We start from the raw sequence: 23,845 nt of genomic DNA, 5'->3' as shown, positions 1-23,845 counted from the left end.
TTTGTCGCGCGCGCGAGTGAGTGACCTTACCGAAGGAGTATCATCATGACCCCACCCAATTCATCCGAGCGCGCCGACTGGTTTTCCCTGATCGTCGGCAATGACGGCTCCAATATCGGGATGCTGCGCATCCTCGGCTTTATTCTGGCCTTCATCGTTGTTGGCGGAGCCTTCGTCTGGCTCATCGGATAGCGCTAGGGGGGTGGGGCTCCCAAAGGGGCGATGGAACTTTCAGCGGCGGGTTGCTGTTGATCGCTCTCATCACCTGGAGAAATATCGATGATCACCGGACGACAGATCGCTGCGGCTCGCGTGCTGCTTGGCCTGACGCAGGAGGAGCTTGCTCGACGGGCAAAGCTGGCGGCGGAGGCATTGCAGTCGATCGAAACCGGCGGCAACGATGGCGATGAGGCAGCCCTCACTGCGCTCAGATCCGCTCTGGAAGATGCGGGGATCAGCTTCATCGACGAGCGAGCGACCAGCGCTGCCGGCAGTGTCGGTATCCGGCTTTCAGTACCTTCTACGACCACCGTCGATACGGATAGCCAAGAGACTGTGCAATATCCCGAAATGGCCAAGAACGGGCCGTTCGGTGCAGGCGGGTGATCTAAGTTTTTGCTGCCTTCGATCGCAGCCGCCTGAGCGGGCGACTCAACCCGGATGGGTTGCCGTCGCGGCCGAAGTGTCCTGATGCAGGGACAGGATGCTGTCCCGGGCAATGCCGGCGAGTTCGACGAGTTCGTCGACGTCGTTGAAGCCGCTCATCACGAGATCGGTCACGACCCTGCGCACGTCGTCCGAGCTGTCGTCTAGTCTGTCCAATGCGATCTGAATAATGGTGTCGTCGGTATGATGCAGCACGGCACGCTCCTGACACGGTTTCCAGCAATAAGCCCAAAAAAGGTCGCTCTGTCCAACCCTGTTTTTTCAAGGGTTATTTTCCCGTCTGTGGAGCGGCAGAAGTTGGCGAGATCACCGTGCTTACAGGAAGGTGAAGATGGTGCTGGTGCGTAAGTCGCGACTTATTCTGATCCTCTCACTGCAGTTCGAGATGGAACAATTCACGTTTTCGCACTTTCACACTGCTTCTGGTGCCATCCGGCCGGAGGAGATTGTCTACCGAGCCGCGTGATCGGCAGGCGGCGCTCCAGACGGCGCGTGGCGGGGTAACTGACTTGTGGGGGCATAGCCTATGGATTTCATCACCGGCTTTTTCGGGCTGATCGAGGACCTGACCTGGGGATGGGCACTCATTCCCATTCTGGTTGTTTTCGGTGTCTTCATCACCGTGATGAGCGGCTTCGTTCAGATCGAATACTTCACCCGCATGTTCCGCGTGCTGTCTTCGAAGAACCAGAGTGGCGATCCGAACGCGATCAGCGCCCGTGAGGCGCTTCTCGTCTCGGTCGGCGGTCGTGTTGGTGGTGGTAACATTGCCGGTGTTGCGGTTGCGATCACGCTGGGTGGCCCGGGTGCCGTGTTCTGGATGTGGGCGGTTGCGCTGATCGGCATGGCGACCAGTCTCGTGGAGGCGACGCTTGCGCAGCTCTACAAGCGTTCCAATGGCGACGGCACCTATAGGGGCGGACCGGCCAGCTACATCATCTACGGCCTTGGCGCCAAATATCGGTGGTTGGCGATTGTCTATGCCATCTGCCTAATGCTTGCCTTCGCCTTCGGCTTCAATGCCTTCCAAGGCAATACGTTTGCGGGCGCCGTCAATGACAGTCTGGGTGTCGACCGGTTGTGGAGCGGTGTCCTGCTTGCGATCATCACAGGCTTCATCGTCTATGGCGGCATTCGACGCATCGCGAAGGTCGCCGATGTGATCATTCCGATCATGGCCTTCATCTATATCGGTCTGGCGCTGCTGGTGATTGCATCCAACATCACCGCCGTGCCCGGCGTGATCTGGTCGATCATCGCGAATGCTTTCGGGCTGGAAGAGGCCGTCGCCGGTGGCTTCGGCGCTGCTCTCGCACAGGGGCTGCGACGCGGTCTCTTTTCCAACGAAGCAGGTCTCGGTTCTGCCCCCAATGTCGCGGCGACCGCCGATGTTCGCCATCCGGTCAGCCAGGGTATCACCCAGTCATTCTCGGTTTTCGTCGACACGATCATCATCTGCTCCTGTACCGCCTTCATCATCCTGCTCAGCCCCGTCTATCAGCCGGGCGTGGAAGGCGTGGATGGCGTGGTGCTGACCCAGCAGTCGCTGGTTAGCCAGGTCGGCAATTGGGCGCAGTACTTCCTGACCTTCGCGATCCTCCTGTTTGCCTTCAGCTCGATCATCTACAACTACTATCTCGGCGAAACCGCGCTCAAGGTCATGACGTCGAAGGTGGGCGCCCTGCATGCGCTGCGTCTCGCCATCGTCGTCGTAGTCTTCCTCGGGGCCACGGCGCCGGGTGCGACAGCGGTCTTCTTCTTCTCAGATCCGCTGATGGGGCTGCTCGCGGTGGTCAACCTGATGGCGATCATCATGCTGTTCCCCGTGGCGCTGCGCATTCTCGACGACTTCCGTGCCCAGCTGAAGGCTGGCGTGGCGCGGCCGGTCTTCCAGCCGACGGCATTTCCGGAGCTCGATCTCGATCATGCTGCCTGGCCTCATGCACGCAACGCCGCGGCCGCGGGGGATGGCGAACTTGCCAAAGCTTAAGCGGCGGGATGACGGCTGCCGGAAGCGCGTCGGTGAGCGCCCGGCCGGGACCGGTGCGGCTCTGACGCGCATGAGGGACGCACCATGTTAGAAGAAATCTGGGCGACGCTTGTCAGCGAATTTTCGGATTTGCCCGATGCGTCGACCATTGTTCGCGTGACAGTCCGTGTGGCGATCGCAGCGGTGCTCGGCGGCATTCTGGGATATGAGCGCGAGCGCAAGGGTCGAAGTGCCGGTGTGCGAACCCATATGCTGGTGGCGGTCGGTGCCGCGCTTTTCGTCATCGGTCCCCAGCAGGCGGGTATGGAGATCGGCGATCTCTCGCGTGTCCTGCAAGGCGTTGTCCAGGGGATCGGTTTCCTCGGCGCCGGCGCCATTCTGGTTCGCTCGGCGCAGCGTCAGGTCGAAGGTCTCACCACCGCTGCCAATATCTGGGCGACGGCCGCGATCGGTGTCATCGCTGGCCTCGGGCTCGAGGCGACGGCCATTCTTTCCACCTTTGTCGTCTATCTGATCCTGGCCGCCGTTCCCTTCATCCTGCCGAAGGCGTCGGAGTCTGTCCGTGAACCGGAAAAGCCGCTGAAGTAGCCCCGTCAGCTGCCAAACAGTTGGTGCTACCGGCTCGTCTGTCAGCGTGGCCGCCGTGTCACGTCTCCGAATGGCTTTCGAAGAGCCAGGTCATGAACTGCTGCAACGCCTGGCTCTGTCTGCGCTTTGCGGGCACGAGAACGAAATAGCCGCCTTTCGGAACCAGGGAGGCATCTCCCAGTCGGACCAGGCGGTTCTGGTCGATCAGGTCACCGACGAGGCGGTTCCAGCCAAGCGTGATGCCCTGACCGTTCAGGGTGGCGTAGATGGCTTCGGTGTAGAAGCTACAGCGCATGCCTTTCAGCCTGCCGGTCGTGGTGATGCCGAAATGGCTGAGCCATTCAATCCACCCGATCCACATGGGATCATCGGCCTCGTGTGCAATGAGCGGCTTACGGATCAGGTCTTCGGGCGGCAGATCCGGATCGAGCGACAGCGCGAATTCCGGACTGCAGACTGGGAAGACGAGATCGTCGAACAGCTTTTCCGCCTGAACATTCGGCCAGTTGCCCTCGCCGAAGCGAATGGCAACATCCACGTCGCCTTGATCGAGAGCCGGCATGGCATCCTGGCTGACGATCCGCAGCGTCGTGTCCGGATGCCGGCGGCAGAACTCCGAGATCCGCGGCAACAGCCAGAAATGCGAAAAGGCCACTGTGGCCGAGATCGTCAGATCGTCATTGCTCCCCTGGCGGAGATCCGAGGCGGCATCGGCGATCAAGCCGAAGGCGTTGCTGGTCGCTGCGGCGAGCGCCTGGCCCTGCGCAGTCAAGGTCACCTTGCGATGCAGGCGGTTGAACAAAGGCAAGCCGAAGTCTTCCTCCAGAGCATGGATCTGGCGGCTGACCGCAGCCTGCGTCACCCCCAATTCCTCCGCCGCTCTGGTGAAGCTCAAGAGGCGTGCCGCGGCTTCGAACGCCATCAGGGCGGTCATTGGCGGAAGCTGTCGTCGCAAGCTCTTCATGTGGATCTCCCAAGGTCAGATTTGCATGACTTCAGGTAATGTCAAGCTGCTCTATTTGTGCAGTTGAGGCCCCCTTACTCTCTGCCATGATCGGCATATCCTCAGATAAGGGTGTGTTATGCTCAACCGGTTCGCCTCCCCCATTTCCTCGCTTCTCGACGCGCGTGCTGACGGCCATTCGTTGCCCGCGGGTCTCTACACGCGCGATGATGTCTTCGAAGCCGATCTCGACGTCTTCTTCATGCGGCACTGGATCTATGTCGGCCTAGAATGCGAAGTGCCCGAAGCAGGCGATGCCGTTGTGATCGATATCGGCAAAATCAGCGTCATTCTTCTGCGTGACGACGAGAACGAGATCCGCGTGGTCCGAAACGTCTGTCGTCATCGCGGCGCCCGCATTCTGGATGCCGGCCCGACCGTCGTCTCGAAGCTGGTCTGTCCCTATCATCAGTGGACCTACGAGCTCGATGGTGGGCTCTCCTATGCGCCGCATATGGGCAAGGATTTCGACAAGAGCTGCCGCAGCCTGAAGCCGGTCCAGTTCAAGTCGATCGGCGGGCTGATCTATATCTGTCTGGCCGACGAGGCACCCAAGGATATCGAGACCCTCGACGAAGTGATGCGCGAGCGGCTCGCGCCCTACGATCTGCGAAATGCAAAGGTCGCCCATCAGGTCGATGTCATCGAAGAGGGCAACTGGAAGCTCACGATGGAAAACAATCGCGAGTGTTACCACTGCTCGGCCAATCACCCCGAGCTCTGCGTCTCCTTCGTCGATCTGGACTTCGGCTTCGATCCGGAGAGCCTGAGCGCGGAGGATCGGGAACAGGCGGAGGCGCATTTTGCCATGTATGCCGAACGGACCAAGGCCTGGGAAGCCGACGGTTTTCCCTCAGCCACGGTGGAGCAGGTGCGGGACTGCGAGACCAATTTCCGCACCCAGCGGCTGATCATTGCCGGCGCCGGCGAATCCCAGACGGAGGATGCAACGGCGGCGTCTTCGAAACTTCTCGGGAAGATGACGCGCAAGGATCTGGGCGACACCCATCTGTGGGGCCATAACAGCTGGAACCACTTCATGGGCGACCATGCCGTCACGTCCATGGTCATTCCGCTCTCTGCCGACAAGACACTCGTGCGGACCAAGTGGCTGGTCCACAAGGACGCGGTGGAGGGTGTCGACTATGACCTGCACAAGCTCACCCATGTGTGGATCGAAACCACCAACCAGGATGCCGATCTGGTGGCCCGGTCGCAGGCCGGGGTAAGCGATCCGGCCTATGAGCCGGGCCCCTATTCGCGGTTCAGCGAGCGCGCCCTCGACGACTTCGCCACCTGGTACATCGATCGGATGCGCTCCCATGGCTACTGACGGCGAAACCATGTCCCGCCCTGTCGCCAGCGACGTGTGGGATCCCGAAACAGACGACAGACTGGTCTGTCTCGATGTCCACGACGAGACCCATGATGTCAAAAGCTTCACGCTGGCATCGCCGCAGGGCAAGAGGATTGCCTTCAAGGCGGGACAATACTTCCTGTTCGAGCCCGGGATCGATGATGAGGAGAATGGCCGCTGTTACAGCATCTCCTCATCCCCTCTGCGCCAGAACGCCGTTACCGTGACCGTCAAACGGGTGGCGGGCGGCAAGGTGTCGAACTGGATGCACGACAATCTGAAACCCGGCATGGATCTGCGGGCGTCGGGTCCGATGGGCAAGTTCATTCGCCCGGAGGCCGAGAAGTACCTGATGCTTTCAGGCGGTTCCGGGATCACGCCTGTGATGGCGATGGTGCGGGAGATGGCAGACAGAGCCGAGCCGGTGGATGTGGTGTTTCTGCATGCCGGCCGCACGCCGCTCGATCTGCTGTTTCGCGAGGAGCTTGCCGTTCTGGCGCGCCGCATGAAGGGGTTGAGGCTCGTCTTCCTGCCGGAGGTGCTGACGGGCGATCCCGCCTGGTCGGGTCTGAGCGGCCGGATCTCCAGGGAATTGCTGTCTTTGATGGTGCCAGATATCGCCACCCGACACGTTCTCTGCTGCGGCCCCGCGCCGTTCATGGCTACGGCTCGAACGATCTGCGCAGACCTCGGCGTCGGCGCGGATCGGTATCTGGAGGAGAGCTTCGACGCATCCGTCGTCGATAATCCGGCAGTCGTCGCGGAGGTGCCGGCGGCTGCAGTCAGCTACAAGGTACAGTTTCTGAAGCAGGCTAAAGTGCTCGATGTCGATGCCGGGCAGACTGTGCTGTCCTGCGCGAAGAAAATGGGTGTCCGCATCCCCTCATCCTGCGCCAACGGCATTTGCGGCACGTGCAAGTCGAAGCTCGTCAGTGGTCTCGTCGACATGAAGCACGAAGGCGGGATCCGCCAGCGCGAGATCGATGCCGGCTTTTTCCTGCCCTGCTGTTCCAGGCCCCTGACCGATCTCGTCATTGATCGATAAGTGCATTCTCCCGGACCACGATCGATCCCGCATCGTGCCTACCTCGACGCCCGCTTTCCGCGGGCGTTCTTTTTCGTCCACCGGCTGCCTTGCCGATGGCTGGTTTCGGCTTGGGCGGCTAGAGATCTTTCACCAGCCGCAGGGCGTCATGGATGGCTGCATGGGTGTTGCGGGCGGCGACTGCATCGCCGATCCGGAACAGCTGGAATGTGCCTTCAGGGTTACGAACCACGCGCTGCGGATTGCCGGCAATGAGATCGTCGTAGGAGACTTCACCGCCGTTAGAGGAGAGCGCCTTCAGTTCGAAATAGAGGTCGTCGAGCGGAAGGGTGCCGTTGTTGACGACGACCTGATCGACGAAGCGGGTTTGGTCGACGCCGCCATAGTCGCTGCCGACCCGGGCCGCCAGGCGATTGCCGTCGCGCATCAGAGACTGCAGGCGGAAGGTCACGGTGAAGGTGACGTCCTTGTGTTGCAGCGAGCGCATGTAGGGGACGAGGTTCATGGCCATGACTTCGGGCGCGAAGGAGCGATCCGGTGTCATGATCTCGACCTTGGCGCCGGTCGCGGCGATGATCTCGGCGGCCTGAAGACCCGAATGATCGCCGGCATCGTCGAAGATGAGCACATTGGTGCCGGGCTTCACGTCGCCAGAGATGATGTCCCAAGCCGAGACCACCAGCTCGTTTCCTTCCTCCAGCACCTCCGTATGCGCCATGCCGCCCGTGGCGATCACCACGACGTCCGGCTGCTCTGCCAGCACGGTGTCAGCATCCGCCCAGGTGTTGAAGTGAAAGGTGACGCCCAGCTTTTCACATTGCGTCATGCGCCAGTCGATGATGCTGATCATCTCGCGCCGGCGTGGGCTCTGGGCCGTCAGGCGTATCTGGCCGCCGGGTTTGTCGGCCGCTTCGAACACGACGACCTCGTGACCGCGCTCGGCCGCGACACGCGCGGCTTCCATGCCGCCGGGGCCGGTGCCGACAACCACGATCTTGCGGCGGCTTTCTGCCTTCGGGATCTCGTGCGGCAGGGACAGCTCACGTCCGGTTGCCGCGTTGTGAATGCAGTAGGCCGCGCCGCCCTGATAGATGCGGTCGAGACAGTAGTTGGCGCCGACACAGGGGCGGATGTCTTCCTCGCGCTTCTCCATGATCTTGCGGACGATGTGGGGGTCGGTCATGTGCGCGCGGGTCATCCCGACCATGTCCACCTTGCCGGCGGCAATCGCATGACGTGCGGTCGCGACGTCGGGGATCTTGGCCGCGTGGAAGGTCGGGAAATTGGTCGCGGCGCGGATTTCGCCGGCAAAATCGAGATGCGGGGAGTTGGCCATGCCCTGAATGGGGATAAGGTCTGTCAGTCCGGGGTCGGTGTCGATATGGCCGCGCACGACATTGAGGTAATCGATCAGGCCGCTGTCGCGCAGCAGGCGGGAAATCTCCAGCCCCTCCGCCTTGCTCGTGCCGCCCTTCAGCTGTTCGTCGGCGGTGTAGCGCACGCCCAGAATGAAATCCTCGCCTACCCGTTTTCGGATCGCCGAGAAGACGTCGAAGCAGAACTTCATGCGGTTTTCCAGGGAGCCGCCATAGGGGCCGTCGAGCTCGTTGGTCAGCGGTGACGCGAATTGGTCGATCAGATGGCCATAGGCTTCGAGTTCGACACCGTCCATGCCGCCAGCCTTCATTCGCTCGGCCGCGTCGGCGAAGTCCTTGATGATGCGTTCGATATCCCAGTCCTCGATCTTCTTCGGATAGGCGCGGTGCGCCGGCTCGCGAAGATGGGAGGGGGCGACGACCGGCAGCCAGTCCCCCTTGTCCCAGCGGGTCCGTCGGCCAAGATGCGTGAGCTGGATCATGATGGCAGCGCCGGCCTCGTGAACGGCATCGGTCATCTCGCGCACCCAGGGAACGATCTCGTCCTTGTAGGCCAGCAGGTTGTTGAACACCGGCGGGCTGTCCTTGGAGACCGCCGCGGAGCCTGCCGTCATGGTGAGCGCCACGCCGCCTTTCGCGCGCTCTACGGTGTAGGCGCGGTAACGCTCCTTCGGCATGCCGTCTTCCGGATAGGCCGGCTCGTGCGAGGTGACGATGATGCGGTTCCTCAGCGTGAGGTGCTTCAGCTGGAAGGGTTGCAGGAGGGGGTCGTTGGACATGGCGCGCTCCGTTCGAGGATGCCGCATGCTAAGCCGAAATGTACACCTATGTCAATTTCACGTACGGCCATGTACAATTCGCCGGCTGCAGCGTTGCGTCGTTCCGCGTGCTGCTTTAGGACAGGCAGATGGACGAGATCGCGAGCGACACTGGATGGCGTGGTTCAATCGACGGGTGGCTCGAGGCTGCCTATGACGCTTTGCTCGAAGGCGGGGTGGATGCGGTCAAGATTCTGCCGCTCGCCAAACGGCTGAAGCTTTCGCGGACCAGCTTCTACTGGTTCTTCAAGGATCGCGAGGAATTGCTGGCGGCATTGATCGCGCGGTGGCGGGACAAGAACACCGGCAATCTGATCCGACAGGCGGAAGCCTATGCGGAAAGCATCGCGGAAGCGACGCTCAACGTGTTTGATTGCTGGCTCGACAGGGACCTCTTCGACGCCAAATTCGAATTCGCCATCCGGAGCTGGGCGCTGCAATCGGAAGAGATCCTCAACGAGGTGCAGGCCGCCGACAATGCACGCCTTGCAGCGCTCGGGCGCATGTTCGAACGATTTGGTCATGAGCCTGTCGCTGCGGATGTCAGAGCCCGGACGCTTTATCTCGTGCAGATCGGCTATATCTCCATGCAGACCGAGGAAGACCTCGAACTGCGACTGAAGCGCATTCCGGAATATGTGGCGATCTTCACGGGCACAGCACCCGAGCCGCGGGAAATGGACCGTTTCCTGGCGCGGCACAAAGCGGGCTGACCAGGATCGGGCCGGCAAGGGACAGGGTATGATCGAGCAAGCCGAACCGTTTCTACGACAACTCTTCGACCGTGCCGTCGAGGTGGCCGATCCGATGCGGTCACTCAAGGATTTTCTGCCGGAGAAGCCAAAGGGCCGGATCATTGTCGTCGGTGCCGGCAAGGCCAGTGCCCGCATGGCGGAAGCCGTCGAGGCGGCCTGGGGCCCCTGCGAGGGCCTCGTCATCACCCGCTACGGCTATGCAAGACCTTGCCAGGGCATCGAGATCGTCGAGGCGGCTCATCCGGTGCCGGATGCCGTGGGGCTGGAGGCGACGGCACGGATGCTGTCTCTCGTCGACAGCGCTCAAGAGGGGGATTTCGTTCTGGCGCTGATTTCGGGCGGCGCGTCGGCCCTGCTCGTGCAACCGGTGCCCGGGGTGTCGCTGGCGGAGAAGCAGGCGGTCAATCAGGTACTTTTGGCGTCGGGCGCCCCGATCGACCGCATGAACACGGTGCGCAAGCACTTAAGCCGGGTCAAGGGTGGCCAGTTGGCGGCCGCTGCCTGGCCGGCGGACCTGCTGGCATTGATCATTTCCGATGTGCCGGGGGATGACCCAGCCTTTATCGGTTCAGGCCCGACCGTCGGTGATCCATCCACGCCGGCAGACGCGCTGGAGGTGATCGAGCAATGGCAGGTCGAGGTTCCCGCCTCCGTGAAAGACGCGCTCACGAAAGGCTCAGGCGTTATCGCACCTGACGATCCGCGCCTTTCGCGCACGAAGAATGTGATTTACGCAGCACCTCGCCAATCGCTCGAGGCTGCGGCGGCTTTGGCCAGGATTGAAGGTTGCGACGTGCGCCTGCTTGGGGATGCGTCGGAGGGCGAGGCGCGGACTGTCGCGGCAGCGCAGGCCCGCGAGGCCATTGCCCTACAAGGCTCCATGAAAGCTGGTGATCCGCCCATCCTGCTCCTGTCCGGCGGCGAGCTGACGGTCACGCGCCGGGGAGATGGCGTCGGCGGGCCGAATGCCGAGTTCTGCCTGGCGCTTGCCATCGCGCTCGGTGGCGCCAAGGGTATCCATGCGCTCGCTTGTGATACGGACGGCGTGGACGGGGCCGCAGAGGTTGCTGGTGCCGTGATCGGGCCTGATACGCTGGAAAAAGCAGCGGCAAGAGGGATCGACTCGCAAGATGCGCTCCAGCGGAACGATGCGCATTCCTTCTTTGCTGAGATCGATGCCCAGGTGGTGACAGGGCCGACCCTCACCAATGTCAACGACTTCCGCGCGATCCTGATCCAGGGCACGGCATGACCGACCAGTAAGCCAGCTGCATCAGTGCAAAGCCCTCAGCCCGCGCATCACTCGTCGGCGTGCTTGCCCTCTTCCCAATACCAGGCGACATATTGGCGCTTGCGGTCGTGGCCGCGCGAGGCCAGATGCGCCTTGACGCTGCGCATGGCAGCCTTTTCAGCCGCCAACCAGACGTAGCTATCCTCCGGCATGCGATCGATCGCGGCCTTGGCGCGCTCGGCAAGCCGGTTCTTAGAGCCTTCGGGATAAGATCCGCGGTGCAGCCATTCGATGCTGATGTCCGCAGCGCTGATGATCGCCTGCTCTTCGGCCTCGTTCTCCACTTCGATGATCGCCGTGATCTGGGTTCCGGGAGATGCTTCCTCGATCATGCGGGCGATGGCGGGAAGGGCGCTTTCGTCACCGGCAAAGAGGATCTTCCCAGCCTCCGGCAGGCTGCCGCCGCCGGGCCCGATGATGGCAACCCGTGTTCCCGCAATTGCGTCGCGGGCGAAGTCGGCGCCCGGTGTGCTGACACCTTCTGCGGGATGCTGGAAGAAATCCATGGTGATCTGGCCTTGTGCCGCATCGACCGAGCGGATCGTGTAGATGCGCACCAGAAGCTTGTCCTCACCCTTGGGCCAGTCGATGCGTCCATCGGCTCGCAAGGTCGGCCAGACCGGAGCGCGCCCATGGGGCGGTACGAGCAGGCGGACGTGGATGTCGCCATCCACAAACGGCGTGACATCTTCGACTGACAGTGTCACCCGCAGCATTCTGGGCGTCACCTGCGCGGTCGAGACCACGAAAGCTTCCTGGAGATTGGCCGGCTGGATTTTCGGCGCGGGCTTCGACCAATCGAGCGAGAAAGGTTCTTCGCCGGCAAAATAGTAGAGATGCTCGGCGAACATCGTGCGGGTCGATTCCAGCTCTTCGTCGCTGCCGCAGGCGAGACGGATCTCCAGATGATCCGGCTTCGGTAGAAGCTCGATCCGTGCGTGCGACGAGGCCAGAACGGCCTTGTCTTCTTGGCGTGTGACTTCCGCATGTTCGACGAAATGCTCGCAGATCTCGTCCAGCATGGCCTTTACGTTCACGGGGCGGGCGATACCGGACAGCTCGAAGGATTGGACGTCGGTCATGAGTCAGGCTCCGATTGAGGACTGTTGCGTGCGGGCATGATGACGGCCGATCGGCAACATCATCGGCCTTTGAGAGGTGGGATCGGTCATGATGCGGCTTTCGATGCCGAAGACATCGCGGACCATGGCTTCGCTCAAGACCTCCTCCGGCCGTCCGGTCAGATGCGGGCGACCGGCGAGCATGGCGACGAGGTGATCGGCATAGCGCGCGGCGAGGTTCAGGTCGTGCAGCACCATCACGATCGTCGTGCCGCGGCTGCGGTTGAGATCGGTCAAAAGATCGAGCACCTCGACCTGATGATTGATGTCGAGAAAGGTGGTGGGCTCATCGAGCAGCAGGATTTCGGTTTCCTGTGCCAGTGCCATGGCGATCCAGACTCTCTGTCGCTGGCCACCGGAGAGTTCGTCCACCGGACGATCCGAGAGCGCGAGCGTCTGGGTCGCTTCGAGCGCGGCGGCAACCGCCTCGTCATCGGCGCTTGTCCAGCGGGCGAAGAGACCATGATGCGGATGACGGCCACGGCTGACGAGATCGGCAACGGTGATGCCTTCAGGGGTCACCGGCGACTGTGGCAGGACGCCGAGCTTGCGCGCGAGTTCGCGCGTCGGCACCCGGTGGATGGCCTGACCGTCGAGCACGACATCGCCGTTGCGAGGCGCGATCAGCCGCGACATTGCCTTCAGCAATGTGGACTTGCCGCAGGCATTGGCGCCGACGATGGCGGTGATCTGGCCGGTCGGCACTTCGAGGTCGAGTTCCTCCAGAACAAGATTCTTTCCGTAGCCGGCCGACAGGTTCCGGGCTTCGAGACGTGTGTCCGTCACGACTTACCTCCCGCGCGGTTGACGCTGATGATCAGCAGGATGAGATAGGGGGCGCCGAGGGCGCCGGTCACCACGCCCACGGGGAAGCGGCCGGGCAGGAGAAACTGGCCGACGAGATCGCCGATGAGGACGAGGCCGGCGCCGACCAGGGCCGATGGCAGCAGTATGGAGCCACGCCGACCGATGGTGCGGGCCGCAATCGGCCCGGCCAGGAAAGCGACGAAGGCAATTGGCCCAGTGATGGCGGTGGCGGTCGCAATCAGACCGACGGCCGAGACAATGACAAGGATCCTGACGAGGCCGACATTGACGCCAAGGGCTGCTGCGGTCTCTTCGCCGGCGCGCATTGCTTCCAGATCCTGCGCTTTCATGAACAGGATGCCACCGAAGACGATCAGCGACAGAAGCAGGGGAAAGAGTTGTTCCATCTGCGCGCCATTGAGACTGCCGGTCAGCCAGCGCAGGGCCTCCTGCAGCGTGAAGCCTGGGGCACGGGTCAGGACATAGGCGATGATGCTTTCGAGCATGGCCGAGACGCCGATGCCGACAAGGATAAGGCGCGGACCGGCGACACCGTCACAGGCGGACAGGCCGTAGACGAGGATTGCGACGCCAAGCCCGGCCGCAATGGCCAGGATGGAAACGGCAGGACCGCTCATCGACAAGACGACGATTGCAAAGACGGCGGCGGCGCTGGCACCAGAACTGATGCCGATGATGTCCGGGCTTGCCAGCGGGTTACGCAGCATGGTCTGGAAGACTGCTCCGCCAAGGCCGAAGCTCATGCCGGCGGCCAGGGCCGTCAGAGCCCGCGGCAGCCGCAACTGGCCGACGGTGAAGCTTGCGCCCGGAACCGTCTCACCGAGCAGAACGCGGATGACATCTGCGGGCGGCGTGACGGATCGGCCGATCATGAGACTGGCGAAGACGATCGCCGCGATGGCGAGCGTTATGCCGCCGAGCAGAAGGCGCCTCTTTTGACCGTCGCTACGGCGAGATGCGGCGAACCGCTGCGTGGCAGCGCTGGAAGTGGAGGTCAAAGTCGCGGTCACAGGTCCCTGACCTTCTGCCGGCGGACGATATGGATGAAGAACGGGCCTCCGATCAGCGCGGTGACAATGCCGACATCGAGTTCGGACGGGCGTGCGGCGATACGGCCGGCGATATCGCTCGCGGTGAGAAGGGCTGCACCGCCAAGGGCCGAGAAGGGCAGGAGCCAGCGATGGTCCGGACCGACCAACAGGCGGCATGCATGCGGCACGACGAGGCCGACAAAGCCGATCGGGCCGCAAAGCGCGGTCGTTGCGCCACAGAGCAGGATGGCGCCGAGCGTGGCGCTGGCACGGGCGAAGGCGACACGTTCTCCAAGACCTGCTGCCAGTTCATCCCCCAACGCCAGGGAGTTCAGCCGACGGGCGGAGAGGAGGCAGATGAGGAAGCCGACTGCGAAGAAGGCGAGAACGGGCAGCATGCGATCGAATGTGGCGCCGCCGACGCCACCGATCTGCCAGGAACGGATGCCGCCTGCGATGTCGGCTCGCGGGAGGACGACGGCGATGACCAGGGAGGAGAAGGCGATCGAGGTTGCCGCACCCGCGAGCGCAAGCTTGAGCGGGGTTGCGCCGCCACGACCGAGTGACGCGATGAGGTATACGAAGACCGCCGTAGTGCCAGCACCTGCTATCGCGGTCCAGACGAAGGCCTGAGAGGAGGTGATGCCGAACCAGGCGATACCAATGACGACCGCAAGCGAGGCGCCGATATTAACGCCGAGAATGCCGGGATCGGCCAGCGGATTGCGCGTGACGCCCTGCATGACGGCGCCTGCAAGGCCCAGCGCTGCACCGGCCAAGAGAGCAAGCACGGTGCGGGGGATGCGGGCCGACACGGCCGCCTGGGCTATGGTCTGCGTTTCGCCGCGCAACGCCGAGAGGACTTCCGCAAGCGGCACATCTCGCGTCCCAATCATCAGCGAGGCAAGCGCGAGAATGCCCACGGCGGCGAAAAGCGCCAGCAGCCAGACCACGCGGCTACCGGCTGCTTCGGCGCGTGAAAAGGAGACAGGGGCTGCGGCGGTCTTCGCAGTGCTCATTCGGTTTTCCGTGCCGCCTCGGCGAGCAGTCGCACATAGTCCGGCAGGACCCAGGTGACCGACAGCGGGGTGGGGTTTGCGGCGGTGCCGACGGGATCGCGTCCGAGAAGGACAATCGCCTCGTGCTGAACTGCCGGCATATGGGCGAGCAGCGGATTGGCCTTCATCGCCGCCAAAAGCGTCTGGTCGCCATAGGTGACCAGAATGTCGACATCGTCGAAATCATCAACCCGTTCTGCGCTGATCGAGCCGGCAAAGCTGCCGGTCGAGGAGGCGCGCGCCACGCTTTTCGGCATGGCAAGGCCGAGGTCCTGGAAGAAGCGGACGCGGGTGTCCTGCGTGGTGTAGAAGTTGACGAGGCTGAGGTCGGTCGCATCGAGATGGGTTACGAACATGGCCGTCTTGCCCTTCAGTTCAGGATATTTCGCGACTTCTGCGGCGATCTTTCCTTCGATGCTTGAGATCAAGGCCTCGCCTTCGCTGGCCATGCCCAGTCCCGCGCTGTTCAGGCGGATGGTCTCGCGCCAATCCGTGGACCACGGCGCCTGCGGGTAGGCGACAACAGGTGCGATCTGGCTGAGCGTGTCGTATTCCGCCTGGCTCAGGCCGGAATAGGCGGCGAGGATAACATCTGGCTCCGTCGCCGCGACCGCTTCGAAATCAACGCCATCGCCCTCGTCGAACAGGTCAGGCGTCTGTGCACCAAGCTCCTTCAGCCTCTCGGCGACCCAGGGCAGGGCGCCATCCCCATCATCGTCGCCGAAATTGGCAGCGGCCATGCCGACCGGCACGATGCCGAGCGCCAAGGGCACTTCGTGATTAGCCCAGGCGACGGTTGCGACGCGCGCCGGCTTTTTGTCGATGACCGTGGTGCCGAAGGCATGGGTGATCTGAACCGGGAAGCTCTCCTTCTCCTGCGCCATGGCGGAGGAACCCATCAGGCTCTGGAAAAGCATGGTCGACAGAAGAAACAGATGACGTGGGTTGATCCGCATCGAACGGCTCCCTCAAACGGCTAAAACTTGATTGTCCGTCTCAGCTTCATGCCGTGACGTCAAGCACCATGATATGGTCAGGAGCCCGTTGGCTTGGATTTTCCGGGGAATCCTACAAAGCCGAAAAAGTTACAATACTGGATTTTAATTCTCCAGTTAATGGGGCAAACCGGGTTGTCCAACCGAGGCCTGCCGAGGGATGGGCATGCATCGCTGGACCTCTTGAGCATCGATGATGCAGAGGTGGGCGACCGGGTGATCAGTGGGACACGTATTTTGTTGGAAAGAAACATGGTCAGGACCAAAACCACCGGCGCCAGCGCAAAGATTTCCATTCGCTACCGCACCGCAATCCTGCTCGGCTGCACCGCCCTCGTCGCATTCGCGCCGCAGCGGTCCATCGCCCAGGATGCGGAGACGGACGACGGCTCGACGGTGCTGCAGACGATCACCGTCGAAGGGGCCGGCCAGGCTGACGACAGCAAGACGGTGGTTGCTCGAGACGCTGCTGCCGGTAGCCGGATGACGACAGACATCATGGACACCGCGGCTTCGGTTTCGGTGGTCACGGCCAAGGAGATCCAGCAGCGGGCTGCTAAAAGCATCGAAGAAGTGCTGCAGTATACGCCGGCGGTGAATGCGGACTTTTACGGTTCGGACGATCGTTTCGACTATTACAAGATACGCGGCTTTGATGCCTGGGCTTATCGGGACGGCCTGACGCTTGGGGACCCCTTTGGCGGCATCCGTGAGGAGCCCTATGCGTTCGAGCGTGTGGAAGTGCTAAAAGGTGCAAGTTCAACCGCTTATGGGGTATCCGATCCTGGCGGTGCTCTGAATTATGCGACGAAGCTGCCCAAGACGGGGCGCTTCGGTGAAGTCTATGGCACGGCCGGATCGAACAAGCATGGTGAGGTCGGTTTCGACTTCGGCGACAACCTGACCGAAGACGACACCCTGTCGTATCGACTGACCGGCAAGTTGCAGAACGCTGACAAGGAGTACGATTTCTCGCAGGACGACGAGAAGTTCATCATGGGTGGCCTGACATGGCGGCCTACCGACATGACAAGCCTCAGCGTCGTTTACGATCACCTCAACCGCGACAGCGTTCCTGGCGGTGGCGGGCATCCGATCGGCACCGACCTCGATCGCAGTGTGTTCCTCGGTGAACCCGACTACAACTACGATGTCACGAACCGCAACACCTTCAGCGTGTTGTTCGATCACGACTTCGGAAATGGTCTGACCTTCGGTTCGAATGCCCGCTACAGCAAGTCGAATACGGGCTTTGGCTATGCCTATGTCCAGGATAACTCACCGGACTATGCCGGGACGACAGTGAGCCGAGCCTATTACGGCAATGCGCAGAGCCGTGAGGACTTTGTCATCGATGCACATGTCCAATACGATGCGAACTTCAGCGTCGTAGACAGCCGAACCCTGGTTGGTCTCGACTACAAGCGGCATGATGGGACAGGCACCACCTACTATACGAGTGCGCCTGACATCAACTGGACCAACCCGGTCTATAGTGGTGCTCCGAGCTATGCCACGCCTTACGTTGCCGATGTCAGCAAGCAGTCGACGGTCGGCCTATACGTTGAGCAGGAGGCGACGATTGCAGACAAGCTCATCCTTTCCGTCGGTCTACGGAACGACTGGATGGATCTGTCGTCTGTCGACACCCAATGGTATTCCACTGGCTCTCCGATCACCACCAACAGTTCCGACGATTTCAGCGAGTTGTCCAAGCGTATCGGAGCGACCTATCGCCTGACCGAAGAGTTCGCCGTCTATGCAAGCTATGCGGAATCCGTCGCACCACCGAGCATCGGCGTCGCTCCGGAACGCGGCGAGCAGATGGAACTGGGTGTGAAATACAGCCCGGATGCTTTCCCGGCTCTATTCACCGCATCGATCTATGATCTGACGAAGAACAACATCACCCGGACAAACCCCTCGACGGCCCTGTCAGAGACGATCGGTGAAGTTCGAGTTCGAGGCATCGATCTGGAAGCCAAGGCGGAAGTGACGGACAATCTCAGCCTGACTGGTGGTTACTCCTATCTTGTATCCGAAATCATCGAAAACGGAACGTCAGGCAACGAGGGCAACGAACTGGCAATGGTGCCGCGCCAAACAGCGTCCTTGTGGCTGAACTACACGATCGAAGGAGACGGTCAGCGTGGCGACGTGACTGTTGGCGGGGGCGTGCGGTACATCGGTTCCTACTTCTACACGGATGAGAATACCGGTTCGACTGACGGCAACTTCCTCTTCGATGCCGCAATGACCTATAAGATCCGCGAGAACACAAGCTTCGAACTGAATGTCAGCAATCTGTTCGACGAGAAATACATTGCAAATGCCGGCTATGGTGCGGACTTCTACAATCCCGGCCGGGCGATCTATGCGACGATCCGCCAGACGTGGTGAGGCCAATGCGCTTGGCCGGACCCGATCCGGTCGAGCGCGTTCTCAGAGGCGGTCGCTTCGTTTGCGCCAGGCAGCCGGTGTGTCGCCAGTGAACTGGCGGAAAACCTTGGTGAAGTGGGCCTGGTCCGAAAAGCCGAACTGGGCTGCGATTTCCGCGATGCTGAGGGCCTCATCGTCGAGAAGCTCGCGGGCCGCTTCGATGCGGCGTGACAGCTGCCATTGAAGCGGTGTCTTGCCGGTGGTCTCGCGGAAAACGGTGGCGAACCAGCTTTCGGACAGGCCGACCAGATCTGCCATGTCCGATACCGTCATCCGCTGTTCGCCGTTCATCGAGAAATGGGCCGTGAGCCGGTTCATCTGTGCCTGGGTGAGCCGGCCGGTCTTGGCGACCGCCTCTTCTGTCTCGGCCGTCATGTCGAGCATGCCGGTGACGATGCTGCCGACCAAATTCTCTGCAAAAGCCGGATGACGTGCTGCGGGTGCGAGTTCGTCGACCACGAGACTGGCCAGTGCTGCGATCGGGCCGGGATCGGCAAGCTCGATCGGCTTGCGCAGCGCCGTCCGCGCCGAAGAGTTGCCGATCGCCGGAGAGAGGAACCGCATCAGGCGATCCTGATGCAGATGCAGATCGAGATGGGAAAAGCGGTGAGCCTTGGTGAAGCGTGTCCACATGGGCACGCCGGCCGGCACATAAACTGCCCGGCACAGGCCGCGGTCACGCCTGCTCAGATCGGCGGCGCGGTCGGCGACCTTGATCTGATCCGAAACGTCCGTGAAGAACAGCATGATGCGCGGATCGGGCGACAGGTAATATCCGCTCGCGCCTGCTTGTCCCTCCGCGTCCCAGTGAACGCCGACGATGCCATCGAGCGACCGCCACTTGGCGGGGCTCAACGCCCGGATGCCATGGATCTCTGACTGCATGGAGTGAAGGTAGGTCACTGTCGGGGGTCCCGCGCTTTACGGTTTGCGGACTGGTGCGCCCTGAGGCGGCGGCAGCCACCTTTAGGCAGAATGGCCGCTGCGTCAAGAAAGATGATATTTCAGCTCAGGTTAATTCGACCCGTGTTGGATCCTCTCCGACCTGGCATCAAGCGGTTGTGTCTGCGCGGTGACTGGCTTAGTAAATATTTTCTGGAGGTTTACCACTGCTTCCGGATGTGGGTGAGGAGGAGCGGCCGCGATGGTAACAATCAAGGAAATTGCAAAGGCCGTTGGCGTCTCCTCGGGCACCGTCTCCCGGGTCCTGAACTATGACCACACCCTGTCGGTCTCCGAGGCCAAGCGGCAGGCGATCATCGAAACGGCCGAGGCGCTGAACTACGCGACGCCGCGGGCGCGCAAGGGCGCCCAAGGCCCGTCGTTTGCGATCCCCATGGGCAGCCATGCCGAGGTTTCCGCCAATATCGCCGTCATTCACTTCCTTGCCCCGAACGAGGAACTGGTCGATCCCTATTATGTCGGCGTACGGCTGGGGATCGAAGCGCGCTGTCGCGAATACAAGATCGAGATCGCGCGCGTGTTCAATCCGGATGTGCCCGTCGATCTCGCCATGCTGACCGGCATCTCCGCGGCCATTGTTGTCGGGCATCATCCGAAGGCCGAGATCGAGGTGATGGCGAAGGTCTGCCCGCATCTCGTGATGGCGGACTACAATCCCCGCATGCTGCAGTTCGACTGCGTTCGAGCCGATCTGGGTGAGGCAACGGTCGCGATCCTCGACAGTCTCAACAGTGCCGGATACCAGCGGATCGGCTTCGTCGGGGGCTATGAGCTGATGGACAATGATGCGCTGATGCATGGCGAGCAGCGCTGCAAGGCCTTCATCGAGTGGCATGAACAGCGTGGCCGTTACGCGCCGGAGCTGCTGGCGCTTGGGCAGAGCGAGCGGTTCGGGCAGAACCTTCGTCTGGAAACAGGCTATCAGCAGGCGAAGTCACTGCTTGCCCTCGAAACCCCGCCGGATGCGATTGTGGCGGCAAACGACAACATGGCAATTGGGACCTACCGGGCCATTCAGGAGGCAGGGCTCTCCATTCCGGATGATGTCGCGGTCGTTGCCTTCAACGACATTCCCGTCGCACAGTTCCTGACGCCGCCGCTCTCGACCATGCGGATCCCGGGTGAGTTGATCGGCGAGGTGGCGGTGGATCTTTTGGTGGAGCGGCTGAATGGTCGCGACTATTCCAAGCATGTGACCTTGCCCACCGAAATGGTCTGGCGCGCAAGCGCTAGGAAGCCTGCCCGCTCTTAGCTCTTGCGACGGGAGGTTGCGCAATCCCAAGCACTTACCGCAATGCAAAAAATATTTAGTAAAAATTTTCTTGGCTGTCCTCCGATTTTCGGAAATAGTGGCGATGAGGCAGGGGATGAGGCTGCCGCGGTTAACGTCATAATGGGAGGAACACATGGATTATTCTCGCGTGCTCAAGCGCTCCGTTTCGGCTGCGCTGACGGGTGCCGCACTGTTGTGCAGCACGGCGGCCTTTGCCGGCGAAGTCACCATCTGGTGCTGGGACCCGAACTTCAACGTCGCGATCATGAAGGAAGCAGCCGAGCGCTACACCGCGAAGCACCCTGATACGACCTTCAACATCGTCGACTTCGCCAAGGCCGATGTCGAGCAGAAGCTGCAGACGGGTCTTGCCTCCGGCATGACGGATACGCTGCCGGATATCGTGTTGATCGAGGATTACGGCGCGCAGAAATACCTGCAGTCCTTCCCCGGCTCCTTTGCGGCGCTCACGGACAAGATCGACTATTCGGGCTTTGCCAAATACAAGGTCGATCTGATGACGCTCGAAGGCGAAGTATACGGCGTGCCCTTCGATTCCGGCGTCACCGGCCTCTACTATCGCACTGACTATCTCGAGCAGGCCGGCTTCAAGCCCGAGGACATGCAGAACCTCACCTGGGACCGTTTCATCGAAATCGGCAAGGAAGTGAAGGCGAAGACCGGTCACGAGATGATGGCACTGGATGCCAATGATGGCGGTCTGATCCGCATCATGATGCAGTCCGGTGGCCAGTGGTATTTCAACGAGGACGGCAGCCTCAACATCACCGGCAATGCTGCACTGAAGGCTGCACTCGAAACCCAGGCCCGCATCGTCAACGAGGGCGTTGCCAAGCCGACCAGCGGCTGGAACGACGGCATCAGTGCGCTCACCTCGGGTGACGTCGCCTCCGTCCTGATGGGCGTCTGGATCACCGGCACGGTCAAGTCGCAGCCCGATCAGGCCGGAAAATGGGCGCTGACGGCCATTCCGAAGCTCAACATCGAGGGTGCCACGGCCGCCTCAAACCTTGGCGGATCGAGCTGGTATGTGCTCGAAGCTTCCGCCGAAAAGGACGAGGCCATTGACTTCCTCAACGAGATCTATGCCAAGGATCTCGACTTCTACCAGAAGATCCTGACCGAGCGTGGCGCCGTCGGCTCGCTGCTCGCCGCCCGCACCGGTGAAGCCTATCAGAAGCCGGACGAGTTCTTCGGCGGCCAGACCGTCTGGCAGAACTTTGCCGACTGGCTCGTGCAGGTCCCGGCCGTCAATTACGGCATCTTCACCAATGAACTCGACACCGCCGTCACGGCGAACTTCCCGGCGCTCGTGAAGGGTGCCCCTGTCGATGACGTGCTGAAGGCGATCGAGGATCAGGCTGCCGGCCAGATCCAGTAAGCCATCCCACAGGGGTGAGGCTTCTTCGTCTCGCCCCTGTCCTCCCGGAGACGTGCGGCGGTAATGCCGCGCGGCTTCCGTCGATTTGATTGCAGTCAGTGACCACTGATCGGGTTCGGGGACAGCGCATGGCCACCACATCCAGATCCAGCTTGAAGCGCTATTACGACGTCAACGGATGGCTGTTCGTGGCGCCCGCGATCGCGCTGATTTCCGTCTTCATGCTCTACCCGATCCTGCGGTCGCTTGTCCTGTCGCTCTATACCGGTCGCGGCATGATGCTGAAGTTTTCCGGCACGGGAAACCTCGTGCGTCTGTGGAACGACCCGGTCTTCTGGCAGGCGCTGCAAAACACGGTCATCTTCTTCGTCGTGCAGGTGCCGATCATGATCACCATGGCGCTGATCCTGGCGGCCATGCTGAACAATCCGAAGCTGCGCTATTCCGGCCTCTTCCGGACAATGATCTTCCTGCCCTGTGTTTCGTCGCTGGTCGCCTATTCCATCCTGTTCAAGAGCATGTTCTCGCTCGACGGCGTGGTGAACAACACGCTGCTGGCGATCGGCATCATCGGCGAGCCGATCGGCTGGCTGACGGACCCCTTCTGGGCCAAGGTCCTGATCATCATCGCCATCACCTGGCGCTGGACCGGCTACAACATGATCTTCTATCTGGCGGCGCTTCAGAACATCGACCGGTCGATCTACGAGGCGGCGAAGATTGACGGCGTGCCGTCCTGGGGGCGCTTCGCCTTCCTGACCATTCCGATGCTGAAGCCGGTGATCCTGTTCACAACGATCACCTCGACGATCGGCACGCTGCAGCTGTTCGACGAGGTCTATAACTTCACCGAGGGCACCGGCGGCCCGGCCAACTCGACGCTGACGCTGTCACTTTACATCTACAATCTCACCTTCCGCTTCATGCCGAGCTTCGGTTATGCCGCGACCGTCTCCTATGTGATCGTGCTGATGGTGGCGGTCCTGTCCTTCCTGCAATTTTATGCCGCGAGGGAGCGTCGATGATGACCAAACTTCGTCGCCACCTGCCTGACGTCGTGCAGTATGTCTTTCTCTCGCTTGCCGCCTTTCTCTCGATCTTCCCGTTCATCTGGATGGTGATCGGGGCGACCAATTCGACGAGCGAGATCATCCGCGGCAAGGTCACTTTCGGTACGGCTCTTTTCGACAACATCGCCTCCTTCTTCGCGCAGGTGGATGTGCCGCTGGTGTTCTGGAACTCGGTGAAGATCGCGCTGGTCGGCACAGCGCTCACGCTGCTCGTCTCGTCACTGGCCGGCTATGGTTTCGAGATGTTCCGCTCGAAGCTCAGGGAGCGGGTCTATACGGTGATCCTGCTCACGCTGATGGTGCCGTTTGCGGCGCTGATGATCCCGCTCTTCATGCTGATGGGGCAGGCGGGGCTGCTGAATACGCATATCGCGATCATGCTGCCGATGATCGCGTCGGCCTTCATCATCTTCTATTTCCGCCAGGCCTCAAAAGCCTTTCCGACCGAGCTTCGCGATGCCGCCAAGGTGGACGGGCTGAAGGAGTGGCAGATCTTCTTCTATATCTATGTGCCGGTGATGCGTTCGACCTATGCGGCGGCCTTCGTCATCGTCTTCATGCTGAACTGGAACAACTATCTCTGGCCGCTGATCGTGCTGCAGTCGAACGACACCAAGACGATCACGCTGGTCGTCTCCTCGCTCGCGTCCGCCTATTCGCCCGAATACGGCACCGTGATGATCGGCACGATCCTCGCCACCCTTCCCACTCTTCTCGTCTTCTTCGCCATGCAACGGCAATTCGTGCAGGGCATGCTCGGCTCCGTGAAATAGGAC

At 61.5% G+C, this 23,845-nt stretch carries 22 protein-coding genes; 13 read left to right on the top strand and 9 right to left on the bottom strand.

Annotated features, from left to right (window positions below; all coding sequences use genetic code 11):
* Positions 1-45: 45 nt before the first annotated feature.
* Both M1E12_RS16860 and M1E12_RS16855 read left to right on the top strand, forming a co-directional pair.
* Positions 46-192, top strand: a complete 147-nt coding sequence (locus tag M1E12_RS16860) for a hypothetical protein (protein WP_479562651.1) — start codon at positions 46-48, stop codon at positions 190-192.
* Positions 193-279: 87 nt separating this feature from the next.
* The gene (locus M1E12_RS16855) at positions 280-606 is read left to right on the top strand and encodes a helix-turn-helix domain-containing protein (RefSeq protein ID WP_479562650.1); all 327 of its coding nucleotides are present in this window, start codon (positions 280-282) and stop codon (positions 604-606) included.
* A 45-nt stretch (positions 607-651) separates the two neighbouring features.
* Here the strand turns inward: M1E12_RS16855 and M1E12_RS16850 are convergent, their stop codons facing one another.
* The gene (locus tag M1E12_RS16850; protein WP_479562649.1) at positions 652-861 is read right to left on the bottom strand and encodes a hypothetical protein; all 210 of its coding nucleotides are present in this window, start codon (positions 859-861) and stop codon (positions 652-654) included.
* A 331-nt stretch (positions 862-1,192) separates the two neighbouring features.
* Between M1E12_RS16850 and M1E12_RS16845 the strand changes: the two genes are divergently transcribed.
* Complete coding sequence (locus tag M1E12_RS16845) at positions 1,193-2,656, top strand: alanine/glycine:cation symporter family protein (protein ID WP_479562648.1); 1,464 nt, start codon at positions 1,193-1,195, stop codon at positions 2,654-2,656.
* Between the two features lie 84 nt (positions 2,657-2,740).
* Positions 2,741-3,244: an MgtC/SapB family protein gene (locus M1E12_RS16840; RefSeq protein ID WP_479562647.1), complete on the top strand. Its 504-nt coding sequence runs from the start codon at positions 2,741-2,743 to the stop codon at positions 3,242-3,244.
* A 58-nt stretch (positions 3,245-3,302) separates the two neighbouring features.
* Here M1E12_RS16840 and M1E12_RS16835 read toward each other — a convergent pair whose 3' ends face one another.
* Positions 3,303-4,208 carry a LysR substrate-binding domain-containing protein gene (locus M1E12_RS16835; protein ID WP_479562646.1) on the bottom strand — a complete coding sequence of 302 codons (906 nt, stop codon included), beginning with the start codon at positions 4,206-4,208 and terminating at the stop codon, positions 3,303-3,305.
* A gap of 118 nt (positions 4,209-4,326) precedes the next feature.
* Here M1E12_RS16835 and M1E12_RS16830 point away from each other — a divergent pair, with 118 nt between their 5' ends.
* A complete protein-coding gene (locus tag M1E12_RS16830; RefSeq protein WP_479562645.1) occupies positions 4,327-5,580 on the top strand; it encodes an aromatic ring-hydroxylating oxygenase subunit alpha in 1,254 nt (417 codons plus the stop codon).
* On the top strand, positions 5,570-6,649 hold the full coding sequence (locus M1E12_RS16825; protein WP_479562644.1) for an FAD-binding oxidoreductase: 1,080 nt from the start codon (positions 5,570-5,572) through the stop codon (positions 6,647-6,649). The genes M1E12_RS16830 and M1E12_RS16825 overlap by 11 nt, the downstream gene beginning before the upstream one ends.
* 118 nt (positions 6,650-6,767) lie before the next feature.
* Here the strand turns inward: M1E12_RS16825 and M1E12_RS16820 are convergent, their stop codons facing one another.
* Positions 6,768-8,804, bottom strand: coding sequence for an oxidoreductase (locus M1E12_RS16820; RefSeq protein WP_479562643.1), 2,037 nt, complete (start codon positions 8,802-8,804; stop codon positions 6,768-6,770).
* A 128-nt stretch (positions 8,805-8,932) separates the two neighbouring features.
* Here M1E12_RS16820 and M1E12_RS16815 point away from each other — a divergent pair, with 128 nt between their 5' ends.
* Positions 8,933-9,556 carry a TetR/AcrR family transcriptional regulator gene (locus M1E12_RS16815; protein WP_479562642.1) on the top strand — a complete coding sequence of 208 codons (624 nt, stop codon included), beginning with the start codon at positions 8,933-8,935 and terminating at the stop codon, positions 9,554-9,556.
* A gap of 28 nt (positions 9,557-9,584) precedes the next feature.
* Positions 9,585-10,850: a glycerate kinase type-2 family protein gene (locus M1E12_RS16810; protein ID WP_479562641.1), complete on the top strand. Its 1,266-nt coding sequence runs from the start codon at positions 9,585-9,587 to the stop codon at positions 10,848-10,850.
* Positions 10,851-10,897: 47 nt separating this feature from the next.
* Here M1E12_RS16810 and M1E12_RS16805 read toward each other — a convergent pair whose 3' ends face one another.
* From M1E12_RS16805 to M1E12_RS16785, 5 genes are all read right to left on the bottom strand, one after another.
* Positions 10,898-11,971: a DUF2218 domain-containing protein gene (locus tag M1E12_RS16805; RefSeq protein ID WP_479562640.1), complete on the bottom strand. Its 1,074-nt coding sequence runs from the start codon at positions 11,969-11,971 to the stop codon at positions 10,898-10,900.
* Positions 11,972-11,974: 3 nt separating this feature from the next.
* The gene (locus M1E12_RS16800) at positions 11,975-12,796 is read right to left on the bottom strand and encodes an ABC transporter ATP-binding protein (protein WP_479562639.1); all 822 of its coding nucleotides are present in this window, start codon (positions 12,794-12,796) and stop codon (positions 11,975-11,977) included.
* A complete protein-coding gene (locus tag M1E12_RS16795; RefSeq protein ID WP_479564906.1) occupies positions 12,793-13,761 on the bottom strand; it encodes a FecCD family ABC transporter permease in 969 nt (322 codons plus the stop codon). Before M1E12_RS16795 ends, M1E12_RS16800 begins: the two co-directional genes overlap by 4 nt.
* Before the next feature lie 83 nt (positions 13,762-13,844).
* The gene (locus M1E12_RS16790; protein WP_479562638.1) at positions 13,845-14,888 is read right to left on the bottom strand and encodes a FecCD family ABC transporter permease; all 1,044 of its coding nucleotides are present in this window, start codon (positions 14,886-14,888) and stop codon (positions 13,845-13,847) included.
* Positions 14,885-15,883, bottom strand: a complete 999-nt coding sequence (locus tag M1E12_RS16785) for an iron-siderophore ABC transporter substrate-binding protein (RefSeq protein WP_479562637.1) — start codon at positions 15,881-15,883, stop codon at positions 14,885-14,887. The genes M1E12_RS16790 and M1E12_RS16785 overlap by 4 nt, the downstream gene beginning before the upstream one ends.
* Before the next feature lie 291 nt (positions 15,884-16,174).
* Between M1E12_RS16785 and M1E12_RS16780 the strand changes: the two genes are divergently transcribed.
* Positions 16,175-18,322, top strand: coding sequence for a TonB-dependent siderophore receptor (locus tag M1E12_RS16780; protein WP_479562636.1), 2,148 nt, complete (start codon positions 16,175-16,177; stop codon positions 18,320-18,322).
* A 42-nt stretch (positions 18,323-18,364) separates the two neighbouring features.
* Here M1E12_RS16780 and M1E12_RS16775 read toward each other — a convergent pair whose 3' ends face one another.
* Entirely contained in the window at positions 18,365-19,264 is a 900-nt protein-coding gene (locus M1E12_RS16775) for a helix-turn-helix domain-containing protein (protein WP_479562635.1), read from the bottom strand.
* 241 nt (positions 19,265-19,505) lie between these two features.
* On the opposite strand from M1E12_RS16775, the gene M1E12_RS16770 reads away from it, so the two are divergent.
* From M1E12_RS16770 to M1E12_RS16755, 4 genes are all read left to right on the top strand, one after another.
* Positions 19,506-20,576: a LacI family DNA-binding transcriptional regulator gene (locus tag M1E12_RS16770; RefSeq protein WP_479562634.1), complete on the top strand. Its 1,071-nt coding sequence runs from the start codon at positions 19,506-19,508 to the stop codon at positions 20,574-20,576.
* A gap of 154 nt (positions 20,577-20,730) precedes the next feature.
* A complete protein-coding gene (locus M1E12_RS16765) occupies positions 20,731-21,999 on the top strand; it encodes an ABC transporter substrate-binding protein (RefSeq protein WP_479562633.1) in 1,269 nt (422 codons plus the stop codon).
* Positions 22,000-22,127: 128 nt separating this feature from the next.
* The gene (locus tag M1E12_RS16760; protein WP_479562632.1) at positions 22,128-23,024 is read left to right on the top strand and encodes a carbohydrate ABC transporter permease; all 897 of its coding nucleotides are present in this window, start codon (positions 22,128-22,130) and stop codon (positions 23,022-23,024) included.
* Positions 23,021-23,842, top strand: coding sequence for a carbohydrate ABC transporter permease (locus M1E12_RS16755; protein WP_310243272.1), 822 nt, complete (start codon positions 23,021-23,023; stop codon positions 23,840-23,842). The genes M1E12_RS16760 and M1E12_RS16755 overlap by 4 nt, the downstream gene beginning before the upstream one ends.
* Positions 23,843-23,845 lie beyond the last annotated feature (3 nt).

The organism is Rhizobium sp. K33, from assembly GCF_056501445.1.
The sequence above is the reverse complement of the archived record's forward strand: the minus strand, read 5'-3'. Positions and strand labels throughout refer to the sequence as shown.

What these genes read in the sequence shown, in the direction of transcription:
- M1E12_RS16765 (WP_479562633.1), top strand. Translation starts at nt 20,731, where the DNA reads ATGGATTATTCTCGCGTGCTCAAGCGCTCCGTTTCGGCTGCGCTGACG.
- M1E12_RS16815 (WP_479562642.1), top strand. Translation starts at nt 8,933, where the DNA reads ATGGACGAGATCGCGAGCGACACTGGATGGCGTGGTTCAATCGACGGG.
- M1E12_RS16825 (WP_479562644.1), top strand. Translation starts at nt 5,570, where the DNA reads ATGGCTACTGACGGCGAAACCATGTCCCGCCCTGTCGCCAGCGACGTG.
- M1E12_RS16845 (WP_479562648.1), top strand. Translation starts at nt 1,193, where the DNA reads ATGGATTTCATCACCGGCTTTTTCGGGCTGATCGAGGACCTGACCTGG.
- M1E12_RS16780 (WP_479562636.1), top strand. Translation starts at nt 16,175, where the DNA reads ATGGTCAGGACCAAAACCACCGGCGCCAGCGCAAAGATTTCCATTCGC.
- M1E12_RS16855 (WP_479562650.1), top strand. Translation starts at nt 280, where the DNA reads ATGATCACCGGACGACAGATCGCTGCGGCTCGCGTGCTGCTTGGCCTG.
- M1E12_RS16755 (WP_310243272.1), top strand. Translation starts at nt 23,021, where the DNA reads ATGATGACCAAACTTCGTCGCCACCTGCCTGACGTCGTGCAGTATGTC.
- M1E12_RS16810 (WP_479562641.1), top strand. Translation starts at nt 9,585, where the DNA reads ATGATCGAGCAAGCCGAACCGTTTCTACGACAACTCTTCGACCGTGCC.
- M1E12_RS16835 (WP_479562646.1), bottom strand. Translation starts at nt 4,208, where the DNA reads ATGAAGAGCTTGCGACGACAGCTTCCGCCAATGACCGCCCTGATGGCG.
- M1E12_RS16840 (WP_479562647.1), top strand. Translation starts at nt 2,741, where the DNA reads ATGTTAGAAGAAATCTGGGCGACGCTTGTCAGCGAATTTTCGGATTTG.
- M1E12_RS16785 (WP_479562637.1), bottom strand. Translation starts at nt 15,883, where the DNA reads ATGCGGATCAACCCACGTCATCTGTTTCTTCTGTCGACCATGCTTTTC.
- M1E12_RS16830 (WP_479562645.1), top strand. Translation starts at nt 4,327, where the DNA reads ATGCTCAACCGGTTCGCCTCCCCCATTTCCTCGCTTCTCGACGCGCGT.
- M1E12_RS16860 (WP_479562651.1), top strand. Translation starts at nt 46, where the DNA reads ATGACCCCACCCAATTCATCCGAGCGCGCCGACTGGTTTTCCCTGATC.
- M1E12_RS16760 (WP_479562632.1), top strand. Translation starts at nt 22,128, where the DNA reads ATGGCCACCACATCCAGATCCAGCTTGAAGCGCTATTACGACGTCAAC.
- M1E12_RS16805 (WP_479562640.1), bottom strand. Translation starts at nt 11,971, where the DNA reads ATGACCGACGTCCAATCCTTCGAGCTGTCCGGTATCGCCCGCCCCGTG.
- M1E12_RS16820 (WP_479562643.1), bottom strand. Translation starts at nt 8,804, where the DNA reads ATGTCCAACGACCCCCTCCTGCAACCCTTCCAGCTGAAGCACCTCACG.
- M1E12_RS16790 (WP_479562638.1), bottom strand. Translation starts at nt 14,888, where the DNA reads ATGAGCACTGCGAAGACCGCCGCAGCCCCTGTCTCCTTTTCACGCGCC.
- M1E12_RS16770 (WP_479562634.1), top strand. Translation starts at nt 19,506, where the DNA reads ATGGTAACAATCAAGGAAATTGCAAAGGCCGTTGGCGTCTCCTCGGGC.